Raw genomic sequence first — 16,768 nt, 5'->3', positions numbered from 1 at the left:
CCATCTCTGCAGGAGGCACGCGATGACGCTGGTCCAGATGCGATCCCGCTCGGCGGACCCCGGTCCTGCGCACCGCAAGGTGATCGACGCCATGGAAGCGGTCGGTCCGCAGGTCAGCGATGACATGACGGTCGAAGTGGCGTACGCGGTCATGGCCGGCGCGCGCACGGACCACCTGCTCGTGTGCGACGAGGACGGCCTCTGCACCGGTCTGGTCACCCGCGCCCAGCTCACCGCCGCCCGGGGGAGCGGGGCCTACACGGACCGGCTCCGGCTGCGCGACGTCCCCGGCGACCGCGGGCCGTTCACCTCGCCCCTGGCCACGATGGCCGAGGCCGAGCACGCGATGCGCCACCGCCGGCTCCACGCCCTGCCCGTCGTCGACGAGGGGGGCAGCCCGCTGGGCGTCCTCGCGCTCGCACGCTGAACCGCGCCGCCACGACACGACCGTCCCCCCTTCCTCCTGTGAGGCACTCATGCGCTGCGTCATCGCCCGTTTCCCCTTCGACCTGACCAAGAGCGGTGTCCTGGAATCGATGAAGGGCGTCAAGCCCGAGCCGATCACCGGGGAGTCGGTGATCATCGGCCGCCGCACCTATCCCGTCAAGCAGGTCGGCCAGGTCGTCACCCGCCAGGACCGGCGCGACTTCACCGTCGGCGAAGTCGTCCGGGCCATGACCCAGCTCGGCTTCACCTGCCGCGGCGCTGCCGGGCCTGCGGCGGCCGCACCCGGCCTCAGCCCGCTCCAGCGGGCTTCCGCGATGCTCGGCCCGCGGGTGGGCGTCTGACCGACGGGCGCGACGCGCGCCCGGGAGCGGAGAGGGCCCGACCGGCACACGCCGGTCGGGCCCTTTCGCGTCCCCTGGCCGGGGTGGCAGCGGACTCCGTCCGCGACACACGAAAATCTACTGCGGCCACGATAGACATTGGGTGCCGACTTGGTTATGGTTTCTTTCGTAGCCGAGAGAGACAGTAGGCCCTGACAGAGACGAACTGCCGGGGAGCAGTACGAGCAGTTGCAGTTCACGTGTTGTTGCAGTTCGCGGTACCCGCAGCGAAGCAGTGAGCGGTACCCCGGTGAAGGCGTCGGCTGCGGGCGCGCGCACCGGGACACGCACCACGTAGGGCAACGAGGGAAGAACGGAGGAGCAGGCGCCATCAGGATCGCCCGGGCCGGAGTCCAGCGCCCGGGTACCGCAGGACATCGATGGTGAGGTGGTCTACGGTCAGGCAACCGCGATCCCCGCTGTCCCGGCAGTATCCCGGTCGGGTCGGCGGAAACATGAGGTCGGCGCAGTATCAGGGCCGACAGATGGTGTAGTAGTTCCTTCGGGGCCCTGGTGCCGTTCGGCATCAGGGCCCCTCCATGCGTTCCCATGAGAGAGGTGCAATGACAGCGGATGACTCGTTCGGCCGTCTCGATGACGACGACTACCCCGCCTACACGATGGGCCGGGCCGCCGAGATGCTCGGCACCACCCAGGGATTCCTGCGCGCCATCGGCGAGGCCCGCCTGATCACGCCGCTCCGCTCGGCCGGCGGCCACCGCCGGTACTCCCGCTACCAACTGCGCATCGCGGCACGCGCCCGGGAGCTGGTCGACCAGGGCACCCCCATCGAGGCCGCCTGCCGCATCATCATCCTCGAGGACCAGCTCGAGGAAGCCCAGCGCATCAACGCCGAGTACCGTCGCGCCGCCGCCGGACCGTCCGCTCCGCCGGCCTCGGACTGAGGCGGCGCCCCGCCGGGACGCCCGGACCGAGGAGCCCCAGGCCGGCGGCCCGGGGCCCGTTCGCCCGTCACGTTCCGTTTCGTTCCGTTACGTTCCGCTTAGTGGTCGGAGTAGCTGACGTCTCCCACCGTCCAGGCGCTGACGTCCTCGATCGAGACGCGGTACATCCCGCCCGTCTCCGGGATCCCCACCGTGCCCTGGATGATCCGGGCGACGTGGAAGTGCAGGTGCGTGGGCGGGCCGTCCTGGGCGGGCGGCTTCCCGAAGGTGTCGGCGAACTCGCCCAGGCGGGCCGAATCCGTCAGGACCTCCGTCACCCTCTGGCGCCACACCGATTCGGGGGCCAAACGCCCGGTGATGACAGCCCCGTCTGTGATCACGGTCAGGGACATCTGATTGCTCTGCCCGGACTCGACCTTGGCGGCGACGTCTACGAGCAACTCGTCAGGCTTCGACATGAGCCGACTGTAGTCGCCAGCCGAGGCGGCCGTCACGAGTAGACGGGGGGCCGACGGGTAGGCGCAGGAAGATTCGCGTCGGACGGCTGCGAGGTGTGCCATGGACGGCCCCGGGCTCTCGGATCACGAACGCATGATCCTCAACGACATCGAGGGCGACCTGCGGTCCGACGTGCGCCTGGACCGCAGGCTCCGTACGCTGCGCCGCGGGGTCCCGCCCTGGACCGGCGCCTGGAGCCGGCCCGGGCTGGGGACGGGGCTGCTCGCCCTCGTCTGCGCGTGCCTCTTCGTACGGGCCGTGGCGACCGGGGCGCCGGGGGTGCTGTGGCTCTTCGCAGCGGTGTGGGTGGTCACCGCGGTGTGCGTGCTGCGGCTGGCGTGCCGGCGGATCCGGCAGGGCGGCGGCAGCCGGTTCTGAACCGGTCAGGATTCGAGAAGCGCCCCTCGGGAGCCGCCCCTAACGTTGCGGGCATGGACATCAGCATTCACACCACGGCCCTCCCGCACGACGACCCGGACGCTTCCGTGGCCTTCTACCGCGACGTGCTCGGCTTCGAGGTCCGCAGCGACGTCGGGCAGGGCAAGATGCGCTGGATCACGGTCGGCCCCGCCGGCCAGGCCGGCACCTCCATCCTCCTGGCCCCGCCGGCCGTCGACCCCGGCATCACCGAGGACGAGCGCCGCACCATCCTGGAGATGATGGCCAAGGGGACCTACGGCTGGATCCTGCTGGCCACCGCGGACCTGGACGGCACCTTCGAGAAGGTGCGGGCCGCCGACGCCGAGGTGGTCCAGGAGCCGACCGACCAGCCGTACGGAGTGCGCGACTGCGCCTTCCGCGACCCCGCGGGGAACCTGGTACGGATCCAGGAACTGCGCTGATGTGCCCCCCGGGGTGGCGCCTCGCGCTCATCGCCGCGCAGCACCTGAAGGACCTCGCCCGGCTGCGCCGCGTACGCGACCGGATCGACCGGGACCCCGCACTGCCGCTGGACGTCCTGGCGCTCGCGCGGGACGCGGGCATTCCGGCCGGGCAGCTCAGCCGCGAGTTCCGGACCGCCTACGGCGGCTCCCCGCACGCCTACCTGACGGCGCGCCGCGCCGTCGGCCGTACGCCGGTCACCGCCGTCGGCTGAGGACGGCGGGAGCCGCCGGCCGCGCGCCGGCGGGACGGAGTCGACGGACCGGCGCCAACGGGTCCGGGGGGAGGGGCGGTACGCGCCCTGCGAGAGGATGGAGGGCTCACGTACCCAGGAGGCCCCACCGTGGAGAAGACCATCCCGCCGGCGGGAGCCGGGGGCCCGACGCCATCGGCCCCGCCCCTGCGGGTCTCGACCGCGGGCGGTTAACGTCCTCACGGGAACGTGGAGATCGCTACGGGGGGATCCGACAGGTGAACGAGAAGGACGGTCTGGCGCGGCGGTTCGACGAACACCGCCCCCACCTGCGGGCGGTGGCCTACCGGATGCTGGGCTCGCTCAGCGATGCCGAGGACGCCGTCCAGGAGGCCTGGTTCAAGCTGAACCGCTCCGACGTCAGCGGGGTCGCCAACCTGGGCGGCTGGCTGACCACCGTGGTCGGGCGGGTCTGCCTGGACGTGCTGCGCTCGCGCACCGCCCGGCGCGAGGAGCCGTTGGAGGCCGGCGACGGCCCGGTCCGGCTGCCCGACCCCATCCTCAGCGGCCCCGGCCGGGTCGACCCCGAGCAGGAGGTCCTGCTGGCCGACTCGGTCGGCATCGCGCTGATGGTCGTACTGGAGACCCTTGGGCCGGCCGAGCGGCTCGCGTTCGTCCTGCACGACCTGTTCGCGGTGCCGTTCGAGGAGATCGCGCCGGTCCTCGGCCGGACGGCGGCCTCCACGCGGCAGCTCGCCAGCCGGGCCCGCCGGCGCGTGCAGGGGGCCGCGCCCGCCCCGGACACCGACCCGGTCCGCCTCCGGGAGGTCGTCGACGCCTTCCTCGCCGCCTCCCGCGGCGGGGACCTGGAGGCCCTGGTCGCCGTCCTGGACCCGGAGGTCGTGGGACGCTCCGACGGCGGGACGCTGCTCCCCAGCGCGCTGCGGCGCGGCGCCGCGGACGTGGCCGCGCAGGCGATCATGTTCGCCCGGTTCGCCCGGGACGCCCACCCGGTGCTGGTCAACGGCTCCCCCGGCGTGCTCTCCGTGGCGCAGGACGGGCGCCCGATGTCGGTGATGGCCTTCACCGTCCGGGGCGGGCTGATCACGGCGCTGGACATCCTGACCGACCCCGAGCGCCTCGCCCGGCTGGACCTGGACGGGCTGCTCGGGGACCGATAACCCGTCAACGACGCGTCAGCAGAGAGGGGTTGAGGCGGGCGAAGGCCTCCTGGCGCTCGTACGGGAAGTACGGGTAGGGCGCCGGGCGGTGGCTGGCGGCGTCGAGCCGGGCCACCTGATCGGGAGTCAGCTCCCAGCCGACCGCGCCGATGTTCTGCCGCAGCTGCTCCTCGTTGCGGGCGCCGACGATGACGGTGGAGACGGTCGGGCGGCGCAGCAGCCAGTTGATGGCCACCTGCGGGATGGTCCGGCCGGTCTCCTCCGCCACCTCGTCGAGGGCGTCGACCACGTCGTACAGGTGCTCGTCCTGCACCGGCGGTCCGAAGTCGGCGGTCTCGTGCAGGCGGCTGCCGGCCGGCAGCGGGCGGCCGCGGCGCAGCTTGCCGGTGAGGCGGCCCCAGCCCAGCGGGCTCCACACCATCGCGCCGACGCCCTGGTCGTGGCCCAGCGGCATGAGCTCCCACTCGTAGTCGCGCCCGACGAGGGAGTAGTAGACCTGGTGGGCCGCGTAGCGGGGGAAGCCGTGCCGGTCGGCGGCGGACAGGGACTTCATCAGCTGCCAGCCGGCGAAGTTGGAGACGCCGACGTAGCGGATCTTGCCGGACCGTACGAGCTGGTCGAGGGTGGACAGCACCTCCTCGACGGGGGTGGCGGCGTCGAAGCCGTGCAGCTGGAAAAGGTCGATCCGGTCGGTGCCGAGGCGGCGCAGGGCACCCTCGACGGCCCCGATCAGGCGGGAGCGGGAGGTGCCGGAGTCGCCGGGGCCGTCACCGGTGGGCAGGCCGGCCTTGGTGGACAGCAGCACTTGGTCCCGGCGGCCCTTGACGGCCTGTCCGAGGACCTCCTCCGAGGCGCCCGCGGAGTACACGTCGGCGGTGTCGAACATGGTGATGCCCGCTTCCAGGCAGATGTCCACCAGGCGGCGCGCCTCCTGGGCGTCCGTGTTGCCCCAGGCGCTGAAGAGGGGGCCCCGGCCGCCGAAGGTGCCCGCTCCGAAGCTGAGGGCGGGGACCTTGAGGCCGGACGTCCCGAGCTGCCTGTATTCCATGACGGACTCCTCCCGTGAGCGGTAATGGCACCGCAGACCCTTTAAGGTGGTCCCAACGTAACAGCTGATCGCCACTAATGGAACCGGGGAACCGTTATGACTGAGTCGAGTGCCGCCGCGGGGACCGCCGCCTCAGGGGATGCCGCCGAGCCGGGGGACACCGCCGAGCCGGGGACCGTGCGGCCCGGGGGCCGGACGGCCCGGGTGCGGGCCGCCGTACTGGAGGCGGCCGGGGACATGCTCGCCGAGCAGGGTTTCCACGGGCTGGACCTCGCCGAGGTCGCCCGGCGGGCGGAGGTGGGCAAGACCACCGTGTACCGGCGCTGGGGCACCGTGGCCGGCCTGGTCGCCGACCTGCTGACGGACATGGCCGAGCAGTCGCTGCCGCGCACCGAGACCGGGTCGCTGGAGGAGGACCTGCTGGCCAACGCGGGGCTGGTCCGGCGCACCCTGTCCGACCCGCGCCAGGGCCCGCTGTTCAAGGCCGTCATCGCCGCGGCCACGGGCGACGCCCGTACGGCCGAGGCCCTGCACCGCTTCTACGAGGTCCGGGTCGCGGAGTGGGCGCCCTGCGTACGGCAGGCCGTCGAACGGGGCGAGGTGCCGCAGGGCACCGACGCCGCCGAGGTGGTCCGCGCCGTCTCCGCCCCGCTGTACTACCGGCTGCTGACCACGGACGCGCCGCTGGACGAGGCCGCCGCCCGGCGGGCGGCCACGGCGGCGGCCGCGGCGGCCCGCGCGGGGGTCTTCGTACGCACCGCCTAGGGGTGCCGTCGAAGTAGCGCCGGACACCGGCGACGGCACGACCTGGCCGGAGCGCCCGGAACGGCGCGAGCCCTCCGGCGCGGGGGCTCAGGTGCGGTCGACGAAGACGCTGGTCGACTTCACGCGGGCGGTGGCGCGCATGCCGACCTCCAGGCCCAGCTCCTCCACCGCCTCCCGGGTCAGCAGCGACACCACCCGGTGCGGGCCCGCCTGGATCTCCACCTGCGCCCCCACCGAGCCCAACCGGATGCCGGTCACGATCCCCGGGAAGGCGTTGCGGGCCGAGGTGTACGGGGCGTCCTCGTCCTCTGCGGACTCCTGCGCCACCTGCACGCAGAACGCCGCCAGGTCGGGCCCGTCGACGATCCTGCGGTTCCCCTCGCGCCGGGTCGGGAAGCGCTCGGCGTCCGCCCAGCGGCGAGCGGTGTCACTGCTGACGCCGAGCAGCCGGGCTGCCTGGCCGATCGTGTACGACTCCATGCACCGCAGGGTAGGCCGTGCCGCGTTCACGCCGTGAGGAGGGCGTCCGCGATCGCCGTACGGGCGTACAGCACCGAGCGGCCGACCCGGTGGGCGGTGACCAGGCCCGCGTTGCGCAGGGCCGTCAGGTGCTGCGACACCCCGGCCGCGGACAGCCCGCAGTGCCGGGCGAGCTGCGTGGTCGAGGCCGGGGTGTCCAGCTCGGCCAGCAGCAGCGCGCGCGAACGCCCCAGCACCGCGGCGACCGCCTCGGCGGAGGAGGCCGTGCGCGGCTCCCACAGGGTGCCGATGCCGCGCGCCGGGTAGGCCAGCTGGGGCGGGTCCGGGGCCACCGCCCGGGTCAGGACCCGGGGCCAGGCGAAGGCCGAGGGCACCAGCAGCAGGCCCGCGCCCGCCCGCTCGCGGGTCAGCCCGCACTGCGCCTTCACCAGGCTCAGGGTGTCCGCGTCCCACCGGACGGACTCGTGCAGCTCGTTCAGGACGGACGCGGAGCCGTGCTCGGCGACCTGGCGGGCCCGGTGGAACACGTCGGCCTCCAGCACCTGGCGGATCCGGGCCCAGTAAGGGGCGAGCGCCAGCTCCCAGTAGACCTCGATCTCCGCCGCGACCTTCTCCAGCGCCGCCTCCGGCTCCTCCCCCAGGTGCCGCAGCCGGGGCGAGGAGGCCGCCCGGGGGCCGAGCGCGGCAACGTCGGTGCGCACCTGCTCGGGCGGGGTGGCGCGGATGGCCCGCAGCTCGGCGGGGAGTTCGGGGAAGGGCCCGGGCGGGGTCGGGTTGAGGAAGTCGGCCAGGTAGCCGCGCGCCGGGACCAGTTCGGCCAGCCAGCCCCGCCCCAGGCCCGCCCGCGCGAGCCGGGGCCGCACCTGCGCGGCCCAGTCGCGGTGCAGGTGCGCCGCGGCGGGGTCCAGCAGCCGCCGGAAGCTGGTGACGACCTCCCACATCGGGGAGACCGCGAACCGGGTCTGCGCCAGGTCCCCCGCCGAAAAACTCAAGCCCGGCTCCATGGCCCCCGCCCCTCGCCCCGCCCGTTGGATTCGGCCTGAGCTTAATCAGTTCGCGGTGGCGGGGAGGGCGCGCAGGCTCCTCGCATGCTCTCCACCTTCCGCGGACTCCCGCCCACCGTCTGGACCCTCTTCGCCGGCACGGTCGTCAACCGGCTCGGCCACCTGGTCACCCCGTTCCTGGTGTTCCTGCTGGCCGACCGCGGCATCACCGGCACCGAGACCTCGTACGTCCTCGGCGCGCTCGGCGCCGGCAACCTGCTCGGGCCCGCGCTCGGCGGCGTGCTCGCCGACCGGATCGGGCGGCGGCCGACCATGCTGATCGGGCTGCTGGGAGCGGCCGCGGCGCAGGGCGGGCTCTTCCTCGCGCCGGGCGTGCTGACGATGGGTGCGGCCGCGCTGCTGTTGAGCGCGGCCTCGGCGACGGTCGGCCCGGCCGCGTACGCGTTGATGGCCGACGCGGTCGACGGGGAGCGCCGCCAGCGGGCGTACGCGTTGTTCGGGTGGGGGGTCAACATCGGCACCGCCGTCGCCGGGGTGCTCGGCGGCTTCCTCGCCGCCCACGGCTACTGGCTGCTCTTCGCGGTCGACGCCGCCACCCTGCTGGTGTACGCCACCGTCGTCGCTGCCCGGCTGCGGGAGCCGCGCCGGGAGGCGCCGGCGGGCGGGGCCGTACGGACCCTGGGCTACGGGGTCGTGCTGTGCGACCGGCTGATGCTGGCGCTGCTGCCCGTCTTCGGCGTCCAGCTGTTCGTGTACTCGCTGACCGAGGTGGCCCTGCCGCTGGCCATGCGCGACAGCGGCCTCTCCCCCGCCGCCTACGGGGCGATGGCCGCCGTCAACGCGGTCCTGGTGGTGGGGCTCCAGCCGCTGGTGACCGCCCGCCTCGCGAAGCTGCCGCAGCTGCCGGTGCACGCGGCCGGCAGCGTGCTGATCGCCGCCGGGGTGGCGGCGACCGGGCTCGCCGACGGCGTCGCCGGCTATGCGGCCTCGGTGGTCGTCTGGTCGCTCGGGGAGGTGGTCGTCGCCGGGATCTCGGCCTCGGTGGTCGCCGGGCTCGCCCCGGCCGACGCCCGCGGCCGCTACCAGGGCGCCTTCAGCTGGACGTGGGGCGTCGCCCGCTTCGCCGCCCTCACCCTGGGCGTGACCCTGTACGCGGGCGCCGGCCCGGCGGCCCTGTGGTGGACGGCCCTGGCGGGCGGCCTGCTCTGCTCGGCAGCGGTGCTGGTGCTGCGGCACCGGGTGGCGGCGCGGACGGAGCACGGCCTGGCGGCGTAGCGCGCGGGGTCCGGGCGCCGGGCCGGTGCGGTGTCGCGTGCGGGGAGCCACAGGGGAGTTCCCCGCACGCGGCACCGGACCGGCCCGGGCGCGGGTTCCGGGCGGTTCCCGGTGGGTTTCCGGAGGGTGGGGGAGGCCGCGCTGCGGGCTCCGGACAGCTGTGAGCAGGGGTTTCGTCCGGAGCGTGGTTTCACGTGAAACATCGTGCAGCCCAAATAAGTGGGTATCGACCGGTTCGATCGGGTATATCCATTTGGACGGCCCCAATAGCGCACGAACACGCCCGCGACCCGGGACCAACCGTCGGAGGAGCGCAGAACGATGGACCGTACCCAGCGCGACCACACCGGCCGAGCGGACTGCACCGGCAGGGCAGACCGCGCCGAGCGCATGGACGTGGCCACCCTGGAGGCCAGGGCCCTCTCCACGGCCCTGTTCCACCGGCTGGCCGAGCTGGACGAGGGCACGGCCGACTACTCCTACGTCCGCAACACCCTCGTCGAGCTGAACCTGAGCCTCGTCAAGTTCGCCGCCCGGCGCTTCCGCGGCCGCAGCGAACCGATGGAGGACATCGTCCAGGTCGGCACGATCGGCCTGATCAAGGCCATCAACCGGTTCGACCCGGAGCGCGGGGTGGAGTTCACCACCTTCGCGATGCCGACCATCACCGGTGAGATCAAGAGGTTCTTCCGCGACACCAGCTGGGCCGTCAAGGTCCCCCGCCGGCTCCAGGAGCTGCGGATCGACAGTGCCAAGGCCCACGACGCGCTGGAGCAGGACCTCGGCCGCGAGCCCACCGACGCCGAGATGGCACAGGAGCTCCACGTCACGCCGGAGGAGTTCAGCGAGGGCCGCAAGGCGGCCAGCGCGTACTCGGCGCGGTCCCTGGACGCCCCGGTCCAGGAGGACTCGGAGCGCGACCCGGCGGCGGAGCGGTCCTCGCTCGGCGAGGAGGAGCCCGCGTACGACCGGATCGAGTGCCTGGAGTCGCTCAAGCCCATGCTCGCCGGCCTGCCGCCCAGGGAGCGGGAGCTGCTGTCGCTGCGGTTCGGGCAGGAGCTGACCCAGTCCGAGATCGGGGCCCGGCTGGGGCTGTCCCAGATGCACGTGTCGCGGCTGCTGAACCGGACCCTGACCCGCCTGCGCGGGGGCCTCCTCACCGACGCCTGAGGCCTGACCGTCAGGCCCCCGAGCGAGCCCGGAGGGCCGGGGATCCGGAGGGCCTGCGGCCCGTGTCCCGGGAGCCGGCCCTCGCGCGATGGGGGCCCTCAGGAGGCCGGGAGCGTCACCTCAAGCCAGACCGTCTTGCCGGAGCGGCCCTCCGACGCGGGCAGCGAGCCCCAGTTCTTCGCCAGCCGCTCCAGCAGGACCAGGCCGTGCCCGCCCGGCCGGGAGCGGTCCCGTGTCGCCCGGCGCACCGGCGGCTCCGGGCTGTCGTCGCTCACCTCGACCCGCAGCATGCCGGGGCTGTGCCGCAGCACCAGCTCGCGCGGGCCGCCGGCGTGCAGGCACGCGTTGGTGACCACCTCGGAGACCAGCAGGAGCACGTCGTCCCCGGCTTCCGAGTCCTCGGGGCCCAGCCAGTCGGCGAGGGCCCGGCGGGTGAAGTCCCGGCACCGGGCCACGACACCGGCCGTCGCGCCGCCCAGGACCAGCCGCCGCGTCTGCTCCGCCACAGGCTCTCCCGTCTCCGACGCCGCTCCCCCGGCGCCGCACCTACCCCCGGCCGGGACGGACAAATCACGCCCGGACTCCACGCTACTGCCGAGTCGGGGCGGTGAGGGTGAGGTGCGGCGGTGCGGAACCACGGCGGACGGGCGGACGACGGGCGGTCGACGGAGGGTCGAGGGCCGGACGACGGCCGGACGAGGCCCCGGAGGCGGCCGGGCGAAAAGGCATCCGGCGGCGGCGGACGAGGGCCCGCGGCGACGGCCTGACGAAGGCACCCGGCGGCGGCCCCCAGCTGACCCCGGCGGGCAGCGCCGGGCCGGGAAAGGGGCCGCCACCTCGGGTTTTCCGCCGTTCTCCCCCGTGGAGCGGCGGGTCCCAGGGACGCTATGCGGGCGTCCCCGCCCCGTCGAGACCGCGGTCCGCGATCCGTCAAGTCGGCCGCACGGGGGCCGCGTGGCCCAGGCACCCCGGCGTCCACATCCTGGACAACTACCCTCGATATATGAACGCAGAAGCCGACGCCACCGCCGCCGTGAAAGACGCAGTCAAAGAAGCAGACCGGAAGCACGTTTTCCATTCCTGGTCGGCGCAGGAGCTCATCGACCCGCTCGCCGTGGCCGGGGCCGAGGGCTCGTACTTCTGGGACTACGACGGCAACCGCTACCTCGACTTCTCCAGCTCGCTCGTCTACACCAACATCGGCTACCAGCACCCGAAGGTGGCCGCCGCCATCGCCGAGCAGGCCGCCAGGCTCTGCACCCTCGCGCCCGGCTTCGCCGTCGACGTCCGCTCCGAGGCCGCACGCCTCATCGCCGAGCGCACCCCCGGCGACCTCGACAAGATCTTCTTCACCAATGCCGGCGCCGAGGCCGTGGAGAACGCGGTGCGGATGGCCCGGCTGCACACCGGCCGGCCCAAGGTGATGTCCGCGTACCGCTCCTACCACGGGGCGACCACCACGGCGATCAACCTCACCGGTGACGCCCGCCGCTTCGGCAACGACGGCGCCACCGCCGGCGTCGTCCACTTCTGGGGGCCGTTCCTCTACCGCTCGCCCTTCCACTCCGCCACCGAGGCCGAGGAGTGCGAGCGCGCCCTGCGCCACCTGGAGGACACCATCGTCTTCGAGGGCCCGCAGTCCATCGCCGCGATCATCCTGGAGACCGTCGGCGGCGCCCCCGGCGTGCTCGTACCCCCCGCCGGATACCTGGCGGGCGTGCGCGCGCTCTGCGACCGCTACGGCATCGTCTTCATCCTGGACGAGGTCATGGTCGGCTTCGGCCGCACCGGCGCGTGGTTCGCCGCCGACCACTGGGACGTCACCCCCGACCTCCTCTGCTTCGCCAAGGGCATCACCAGCGGGTACGTACCGCTCGGGGGCGTCGCCATCTCCGCCGCCATCGCCGAGACCTTCGCGCGCCGCCCCTACCCGGGCGGGCTGACGTACTCCGGGCACGTGCTGGCCTGCGCCGCCGCCGTCGCCACGGTCAACACCATGGCCGAGGAGGGCATCGTCGAGCAGTCCGCCCGCACGGGCGCCGAGCTGCTGGGCCCGGGGCTGCGCGAGATCGCCGCGCGGCACCCCTCCGTCGGGGAGGTCCGGGGCATGGGCACCTTCTGGGCCCTGGAACTCGTACGCGACGCCGGTACGCGCGAGGCCCTGGTCCCGTACAACGCCTCCGGCGCCGACAACGCGCCGATGGCCGCCTTCGGCGCGGCCCTGAAGAAGGGCGGCATGTGGCCGCTCCTGGCGGGGAACCGCATCCACATCGCCCCGCCCTGCAACATCTCGGCGCAGGACGTCGCCAAGGGGCTCGCGATCCTGGACGAGGCCCTGTCCGTCACGGACGCGCACATGGCCTGACCTGCATGCTTGTGCGGTCGCCCAAGCCGTGGGTGCTGGTGTTCGGATGTTCCGTGCGGTGGTCATCGCGTCGCACACATGGTGCAATCCGTGCAGTACCACTCAGCACCTACGGACCGGGATGCACGTCAGTCCCGGGGCGGTCCCGAGGGACCGAACGGCGGGGAGCGGGACGCCCTTCCAGGAGGGCGGGCGCTGGACGCCGGGCGTACGGGATCCAGATCGAACGGACTCCGTGTTCCCGAGTACCCGAAGGAAGACAGCATGAGCAAGCACGTCCTGGGCCAGAACCAGTACGGCAAGGCCGAGAACCGCATCGTCGTGGTGACCCGCAAGGGCAACGACGGGTCCTGGCACGAGATCCGCGACCTCAACGTCTCGGTCGCGCTGCGCGGCGAGTTCCGTGACGTCCACCTGACCGGCGACAACGCCAACTGCCTGCCGACCGACACCACCAAGAACACGGTGTACGCCTTCGGCAAGGAGCACGGCATCGCCTCCCCCGAGGCCTTCGGCATCCTGCTCGCCAAGCACTTCGTCTCCTCCCAGACCCCGATCCGCGAGGCGCAGATCCGCATCGAGGAGTACGCCTGGGAGCGGATCCCCGTCCCGACCCGCAAGGAGCAGCACTCCTTCGTCCGCAAGGGCCAGGAGGTGCGCACCGCGCAGGTCACCTACAGCGAGACCACCGGCCTCCAGGTCATCTCGGGGCTGAAGGACCTGACGGTGATGAACTCGACCAACTCCGAGTTCCACGGCTACATCAAGGACAAGTACACGACCCTCCAGGAGGCGTACGACCGCATCCTGGCCACCAAGGTCACCGCCCGCTGGGCGCACTCGGCGCTCGCCGCCGACGACCGGGACCACGACTGGGACCAGTCGTACAAGAAGGTCCGCAAGCACATGCTGGAAGCCTTCGCGGAGACGTACTCCTACTCGCTCCAGCAGACCCTGAACCAGATGGCCGAGCGGGTGCTGGACAACTGCCCCAAGGTCAACGAGGTCCGTCTCAACCTGCCCAACAAGCACCACTTCCTCGTCGACCTGGAGCCCTTCGGCCTCAAGAACGACAACGAGGTCTACTTCGCGGCGGACCGGATGTACGGCCTGATCGAGGGCACCGTCCACCGCGACGGCGTGCAGCCTGTGATCGCGACCTCCGACTGGATCGTCGCGTAGGGCGGTTCCCACGGCAGCGAGCCTTCCGTCCGGCCCGGACCGCGTCGCGGGGTCCGGGCCGGAGCGCGTTCACTCCCGCGCCTCCTCCCGCTGCTGTCCGACCAGCAGGTTCCAGCGGCCCGCCCGACCGCTGAGGACCGTCACGGTGTCCGGCCGGACGTCGAGCCGCCAGAAGGCCGCCGCCGGCAGCTCCAGCGCCGCCACCACCGCCGCCCGTACGACGGCCTGCGCGACCACCGCGTGGTGCCGGCCGGGACCCAGGCCCGCCAGGTACTCACCCGTCCGGGTGATCAGTGCCGCCGTGGCCTCCCCGCCGCCCGGGGGCGCGAACCGAGGGTCCGTGAGCCAGCGCCGGACCCCCTCCGGGTCCTCCGCGGCCACCTCTTCGAGCGTCCGGCCCGCCCACCGCCCCATGGCCGGCCCGGCCAGGCCCGGGTGGCCGGGGCACGGTTCCCCGTGTCCGAACCGCCCCTGGCGGGCGGCGGCGTCGAGCGGGGGCGTGGCGAGGTGTACGCGTACGGACGGCATGCGGGGAGCGTAGAGCGCACGCCCGGCGCGTGAGACGGCGGCCACACGCCGTGGTGTTCACGCCACCGGCGCGGTACGGTCTCGGACGACATGACGAAGGTATGACGGAAGTACCGGTGAGAATCCGGCACGGTCGCGCCACTGTGAATCCTCCCGCGGCACCGCGGGAGGGAAGTCAGACCCGCCGCCTTCGAAGAGAGCACCACTGACCGGGACGCGTGTTCCCCCTGGAGGTTCTGCAATGGCTCACATCGCCGCGCCCGCTTCGGCCCCCGCCGCCGTCGCCCCCATCTCCCTCTCCGCGCTGGCCCCCTGGGCCGCCTTCGCCGCGGTCCTGACCCTCGTCCTGCTGTACTTCGTCGGCATCGAGCAGGGCGCCACCGCCGTCTTCCAGGGCGAGACCGTCCACGAGTGGCTGCACGACGGCCGCCACCTGCTCGGTTTCCCCTGCCACTGACCCCTTCTGATCTCCCTCACGATCACGCAAGGGGCTCCTACGTGAACACCGTCTCCCCCCGTGTCCTGCTGGTGCGGGGCATGCTGGCCGGCCTGCTCGCGGGCGTCGCCGCCTTCGTCGTCGCCTACCTCCTCGGCGAGTCCAAGGTGGACGCGGCGATCGCCATCGAGGAGGCCGGCCACCTCGCGGCCGGCCACGACCACGGCGCCGAGGAGGCCCCGGTCAGCCGGGCCCTCCAGGCCACGGCCGGGCTGGGCACCGGCGTCCTGCTGTACGGGGTCGCGCTCGGCGGCATCGCCGCGCTCGTCTACTGCTTCGCCCTGGGCCGGATCGGGCGCTTCGGCGCCCGGGCCACGGCGGCCCTGGTCACCGGCGCCCTGTTCGTCACCATGACCCTGGTGCCGTTCTTCAAGTACCCCGCCAACCCGCCGGCCGTCGGGGACCCCGACACGGCTGCCCGGCGGACCGCCCTCTACCTGCTGATGATCGCCCTGAGCGCGTTGCTGGCGGCGGCCGCGCTGGTCCTGGGCCGGCGGCTCGCGCCGCGCCTGGGCAACTGGAACGCCTCGGTCGTGGCCTCGCTCGCCTTCGTGGCCGCGGTGGGCGTCTCGTACGCCCTGCTGCCCGGGATCAACGAAGTGCCGGCCGACTTCCCGGCCGCGCTGATCTGGCAGTTCCGTCTCGCGTCGCTGGCCATCCAGGCAGCGCTGTGGGCGACTTTCGGCCTGGCCTTCGGTTTTCTAGCCGAACGCGCTCTTGTCCCGGCCGCCGCACCCAAGGAGGCTGTCAGCCGATGAGCTGAGCGCGACACACCTGTTGCGCGTGTGACGGGTGTGGAGAGGGGTGGGATCCGGCGATGCCGTCCGCGATCCGGGAATGGCGGGGCTGGACCGGGGCCGCGCCGTTCTGGCTCAACTCGGTACTGCTGGTCCTGGCCCCCTTCACCGCCGTCACCCTCATCGCTCAGATCGGCGTGATCAGCGCCCTGGCCGCCCTCGGCGGGCTGGCCCGGCAGCTCTGGTTCGGGGACTACGGCCATCCCGCGATGCACCTCGCCGCCGCCCTCATGGGGGTGGCGGCGGTGGCGCTGGTGGTGGTCTGAGCCGGCTCGGGGCGCGGGCTCGGGGCGCGGGTCACCCTTCATCCGTTCGGGGGTAGGGGGTCGACCCGGTGCGTACGGCCGGTGCACCCGCCGCCAGCTGCGAGGACGCCGGCACCGGGGCGGGGCGGACGCGTGACGCGCCGTCATATGCGGCGGTTCCGGCGATGTGCGGGCGGCCCGGGAGCGGTCCACTGCTCCCAGGACCGGCCGCCCGAGCCGGACAGGAGGAACGCCATGTCCCGCGCCCAGTGGGCCGCCGCCGCGCTGACGGTCACTCTGCTCTGTACCGGTGTCGGCCTGTTGCGCGGCAGTGCCGGCGCGGAGCCCGCCGCCTCGGGCGTCACCGACGCGCTGCCCTCCCGGGCGCTGGGCCTGTCCGGGCACCGCCGTCTCGTGCGCGGGCTGGACCACTCCGGTGCGCACGCCCCCGGCACGCAGCACCGGACGGTGTCGGCCCCTCCCATGCGGCCTTCACGGCCGCTGCGGCTGCGGATCCCCGGCCTCGGTGTGGACCTCCCGCTGGACGGGGGCCCGCCGGGCGGTGCGGGCCGGGCCGGCTGGGACACCGACGGCCCGGCTCCCGGGTCCGCCGGGACGGCCGTGATCACCGGTGAGGGGCTGCCGCTCGCCGGGCTGCGGCGCGGGCGCGTCATCGAGATCCCGCGCGCGGACCACCGTACGGCCGTGTTCACCGTCGAGCGGGTGTCGCCGCACGCGGTCACGGCGCCGGCCGGGGACGCGGGGAGGGCGCGGCTGCGGCTGGTCAGCGGCGAGACCTCCGTCCTGGCCCGGCTGACGGCGCCGCGGCGCGCCGGCTGACCGGGCGGGGATCAGCCGAGGGGGGTGTCTTCGTCCTCCGGTCGGGGGCTTCTCGGGGGTTCGCGGCACGTCGATCGGCGTGTCGGG

General features: G+C 73.5%; 22 protein-coding genes. 16 read left to right on the top strand and 6 right to left on the bottom strand.

Features of this window, described 5'->3' with window-relative positions; all coding sequences use genetic code 11:
* Positions 1–22 precede the first annotated feature (22 nt).
* From ACZ501_RS20345 to ACZ501_RS20335, 3 genes are all read left to right on the top strand, one after another.
* Positions 23–427: a CBS domain-containing protein gene (locus tag ACZ501_RS20345; RefSeq protein WP_468797074.1), complete on the top strand. Its 405-nt coding sequence runs from the start codon at positions 23–25 to the stop codon at positions 425–427.
* 49 nt (positions 428–476) lie between these two features.
* Positions 477–788, top strand: coding sequence for an SCO5918 family protein (locus ACZ501_RS20340; protein WP_361611883.1), 312 nt, complete (start codon positions 477–479; stop codon positions 786–788).
* A 602-nt stretch (positions 789–1,390) separates the two neighbouring features.
* Positions 1,391–1,732 (top strand): MerR family transcriptional regulator, encoded by a 342-nt coding sequence (locus tag ACZ501_RS20335; RefSeq protein ID WP_361596964.1) that lies wholly within the window; start codon positions 1,391–1,393, stop codon positions 1,730–1,732.
* A 98-nt stretch (positions 1,733–1,830) separates the two neighbouring features.
* On the opposite strand, the gene ACZ501_RS20330 is transcribed toward ACZ501_RS20335, so the two are convergent.
* Positions 1,831–2,190 (bottom strand): hypothetical protein, encoded by a 360-nt coding sequence (locus ACZ501_RS20330; RefSeq protein ID WP_362455472.1) that lies wholly within the window; start codon positions 2,188–2,190, stop codon positions 1,831–1,833.
* Positions 2,191–2,290: 100 nt separating this feature from the next.
* Here ACZ501_RS20330 and ACZ501_RS20325 point away from each other — a divergent pair, with 100 nt between their 5' ends.
* From ACZ501_RS20325 to ACZ501_RS20310, 4 genes are all read left to right on the top strand, one after another.
* Complete coding sequence (locus ACZ501_RS20325; RefSeq protein WP_468797071.1) at positions 2,291–2,608, top strand: DUF3040 domain-containing protein; 318 nt, start codon at positions 2,291–2,293, stop codon at positions 2,606–2,608.
* A gap of 53 nt (positions 2,609–2,661) precedes the next feature.
* Complete coding sequence (locus ACZ501_RS20320) at positions 2,662–3,072, top strand: VOC family protein (protein WP_361596955.1); 411 nt, start codon at positions 2,662–2,664, stop codon at positions 3,070–3,072.
* Complete coding sequence (locus ACZ501_RS20315) at positions 3,072–3,326, top strand: helix-turn-helix transcriptional regulator (RefSeq protein ID WP_468797068.1); 255 nt, start codon at positions 3,072–3,074, stop codon at positions 3,324–3,326. Before ACZ501_RS20320 ends, ACZ501_RS20315 begins: the two co-directional genes overlap by 1 nt.
* A 257-nt stretch (positions 3,327–3,583) precedes the next feature.
* Positions 3,584–4,486, top strand: coding sequence for a sigma-70 family RNA polymerase sigma factor (locus tag ACZ501_RS20310; protein ID WP_361596952.1), 903 nt, complete (start codon positions 3,584–3,586; stop codon positions 4,484–4,486).
* 4 nt (positions 4,487–4,490) lie between these two features.
* On the opposite strand, the gene ACZ501_RS20305 is transcribed toward ACZ501_RS20310, so the two are convergent.
* The gene (locus ACZ501_RS20305; protein ID WP_468797065.1) at positions 4,491–5,534 is read right to left on the bottom strand and encodes an aldo/keto reductase; all 1,044 of its coding nucleotides are present in this window, start codon (positions 5,532–5,534) and stop codon (positions 4,491–4,493) included.
* 96 nt (positions 5,535–5,630) lie between these two features.
* On the opposite strand from ACZ501_RS20305, the gene ACZ501_RS20300 reads away from it, so the two are divergent.
* On the top strand, positions 5,631–6,299 hold the full coding sequence (locus ACZ501_RS20300; RefSeq protein ID WP_468797062.1) for a TetR/AcrR family transcriptional regulator: 669 nt from the start codon (positions 5,631–5,633) through the stop codon (positions 6,297–6,299).
* Between the two features lie 87 nt (positions 6,300–6,386).
* Here ACZ501_RS20300 and ACZ501_RS20295 read toward each other — a convergent pair whose 3' ends face one another.
* The gene (locus tag ACZ501_RS20295; RefSeq protein WP_468797059.1) at positions 6,387–6,779 is read right to left on the bottom strand and encodes a TOBE domain-containing protein; all 393 of its coding nucleotides are present in this window, start codon (positions 6,777–6,779) and stop codon (positions 6,387–6,389) included.
* A 26-nt stretch (positions 6,780–6,805) separates the two neighbouring features.
* Positions 6,806–7,783 carry an ArsR/SmtB family transcription factor gene (locus ACZ501_RS20290; RefSeq protein WP_468797056.1) on the bottom strand — a complete coding sequence of 326 codons (978 nt, stop codon included), beginning with the start codon at positions 7,781–7,783 and terminating at the stop codon, positions 6,806–6,808.
* A gap of 84 nt (positions 7,784–7,867) precedes the next feature.
* Between ACZ501_RS20290 and ACZ501_RS20285 the strand changes: the two genes are divergently transcribed.
* Together ACZ501_RS20285 and ACZ501_RS20280 are read left to right on the top strand one after the other, a co-directional pair.
* Complete coding sequence (locus ACZ501_RS20285; protein ID WP_468797053.1) at positions 7,868–9,058, top strand: MFS transporter; 1,191 nt, start codon at positions 7,868–7,870, stop codon at positions 9,056–9,058.
* A 321-nt stretch (positions 9,059–9,379) separates the two neighbouring features.
* Positions 9,380–10,228 (top strand): SigB/SigF/SigG family RNA polymerase sigma factor, encoded by an 849-nt coding sequence (locus ACZ501_RS20280; protein ID WP_361596934.1) that lies wholly within the window; start codon positions 9,380–9,382, stop codon positions 10,226–10,228.
* Between the two features lie 98 nt (positions 10,229–10,326).
* Here the strand turns inward: ACZ501_RS20280 and ACZ501_RS20275 are convergent, their stop codons facing one another.
* Positions 10,327–10,734, bottom strand: a complete 408-nt coding sequence (locus tag ACZ501_RS20275) for an ATP-binding protein (RefSeq protein ID WP_361596931.1) — start codon at positions 10,732–10,734, stop codon at positions 10,327–10,329.
* Between the two features lie 497 nt (positions 10,735–11,231).
* On the opposite strand from ACZ501_RS20275, the gene ACZ501_RS20270 reads away from it, so the two are divergent.
* Both ACZ501_RS20270 and pucL read left to right on the top strand, forming a co-directional pair.
* Entirely contained in the window at positions 11,232–12,593 is a 1,362-nt protein-coding gene (locus tag ACZ501_RS20270) for an aspartate aminotransferase family protein (protein ID WP_361596928.1), read from the top strand.
* 264 nt (positions 12,594–12,857) lie between these two features.
* Positions 12,858–13,775, top strand: coding sequence for a factor-independent urate hydroxylase (gene pucL / locus ACZ501_RS20265; protein ID WP_468797050.1), 918 nt, complete (start codon positions 12,858–12,860; stop codon positions 13,773–13,775).
* Positions 13,776–13,844: 69 nt separating this feature from the next.
* On the opposite strand, the gene ACZ501_RS20260 is transcribed toward pucL, so the two are convergent.
* Entirely contained in the window at positions 13,845–14,303 is a 459-nt protein-coding gene (locus ACZ501_RS20260) for a histidine phosphatase family protein (RefSeq protein WP_361596922.1), read from the bottom strand.
* Positions 14,304–14,544: 241 nt separating this feature from the next.
* On the opposite strand from ACZ501_RS20260, the gene ACZ501_RS20255 reads away from it, so the two are divergent.
* From ACZ501_RS20255 to ACZ501_RS20240, 4 genes are all read left to right on the top strand, one after another.
* Positions 14,545–14,760 carry a CbtB domain-containing protein gene (locus ACZ501_RS20255; protein ID WP_361596919.1) on the top strand — a complete coding sequence of 72 codons (216 nt, stop codon included), beginning with the start codon at positions 14,545–14,547 and terminating at the stop codon, positions 14,758–14,760.
* 41 nt (positions 14,761–14,801) lie between these two features.
* The gene (locus tag ACZ501_RS20250) at positions 14,802–15,557 is read left to right on the top strand and encodes a CbtA family protein (RefSeq protein WP_468797047.1); all 756 of its coding nucleotides are present in this window, start codon (positions 14,802–14,804) and stop codon (positions 15,555–15,557) included.
* 59 nt (positions 15,558–15,616) lie between these two features.
* Positions 15,617–15,862 (top strand): hypothetical protein, encoded by a 246-nt coding sequence (locus ACZ501_RS20245; RefSeq protein WP_361596913.1) that lies wholly within the window; start codon positions 15,617–15,619, stop codon positions 15,860–15,862.
* Between the two features lie 234 nt (positions 15,863–16,096).
* Complete coding sequence (locus ACZ501_RS20240; RefSeq protein WP_361596910.1) at positions 16,097–16,681, top strand: class F sortase; 585 nt, start codon at positions 16,097–16,099, stop codon at positions 16,679–16,681.
* Positions 16,682–16,768: the final 87 nt, after the last annotated feature.

The sequence above is a fragment of the Streptomyces sp. NPDC034085 genome (assembly GCF_055575555.1).
The sequence above is the reverse complement of the archived record's forward strand: the minus strand, read 5'-3'. Positions and strand labels throughout refer to the sequence as shown.

Coding starts and splice junctions, on each gene's coding strand:
- ACZ501_RS20320 (WP_361596955.1), top strand. CDS start 2,662: ATGGACATCAGCATTCACACCACGGCCCTCCCGCACGACGACCCGGAC.
- ACZ501_RS20245 (WP_361596913.1), top strand. CDS start 15,617: ATGCCGTCCGCGATCCGGGAATGGCGGGGCTGGACCGGGGCCGCGCCG.
- ACZ501_RS20340 (WP_361611883.1), top strand. CDS start 477: ATGCGCTGCGTCATCGCCCGTTTCCCCTTCGACCTGACCAAGAGCGGT.
- pucL (WP_468797050.1), top strand. CDS start 12,858: ATGAGCAAGCACGTCCTGGGCCAGAACCAGTACGGCAAGGCCGAGAAC.
- ACZ501_RS20315 (WP_468797068.1), top strand. CDS start 3,072: ATGTGCCCCCCGGGGTGGCGCCTCGCGCTCATCGCCGCGCAGCACCTG.
- ACZ501_RS20335 (WP_361596964.1), top strand. CDS start 1,391: ATGACAGCGGATGACTCGTTCGGCCGTCTCGATGACGACGACTACCCC.
- ACZ501_RS20255 (WP_361596919.1), top strand. CDS start 14,545: ATGGCTCACATCGCCGCGCCCGCTTCGGCCCCCGCCGCCGTCGCCCCC.
- ACZ501_RS20285 (WP_468797053.1), top strand. CDS start 7,868: ATGCTCTCCACCTTCCGCGGACTCCCGCCCACCGTCTGGACCCTCTTC.
- ACZ501_RS20260 (WP_361596922.1), bottom strand. CDS start 14,303: ATGCCGTCCGTACGCGTACACCTCGCCACGCCCCCGCTCGACGCCGCC.
- ACZ501_RS20280 (WP_361596934.1), top strand. CDS start 9,380: ATGGACCGTACCCAGCGCGACCACACCGGCCGAGCGGACTGCACCGGC.
- ACZ501_RS20330 (WP_362455472.1), bottom strand. CDS start 2,190: ATGTCGAAGCCTGACGAGTTGCTCGTAGACGTCGCCGCCAAGGTCGAG.
- ACZ501_RS20345 (WP_468797074.1), top strand. CDS start 23: ATGACGCTGGTCCAGATGCGATCCCGCTCGGCGGACCCCGGTCCTGCG.
- ACZ501_RS20300 (WP_468797062.1), top strand. CDS start 5,631: ATGACTGAGTCGAGTGCCGCCGCGGGGACCGCCGCCTCAGGGGATGCC.
- ACZ501_RS20295 (WP_468797059.1), bottom strand. CDS start 6,779: ATGGAGTCGTACACGATCGGCCAGGCAGCCCGGCTGCTCGGCGTCAGC.
- ACZ501_RS20290 (WP_468797056.1), bottom strand. CDS start 7,783: ATGGAGCCGGGCTTGAGTTTTTCGGCGGGGGACCTGGCGCAGACCCGG.
- ACZ501_RS20325 (WP_468797071.1), top strand. CDS start 2,291: ATGGACGGCCCCGGGCTCTCGGATCACGAACGCATGATCCTCAACGAC.
- ACZ501_RS20305 (WP_468797065.1), bottom strand. CDS start 5,534: ATGGAATACAGGCAGCTCGGGACGTCCGGCCTCAAGGTCCCCGCCCTC.
- ACZ501_RS20240 (WP_361596910.1), top strand. CDS start 16,097: ATGTCCCGCGCCCAGTGGGCCGCCGCCGCGCTGACGGTCACTCTGCTC.
- ACZ501_RS20270 (WP_361596928.1), top strand. CDS start 11,232: ATGAACGCAGAAGCCGACGCCACCGCCGCCGTGAAAGACGCAGTCAAA.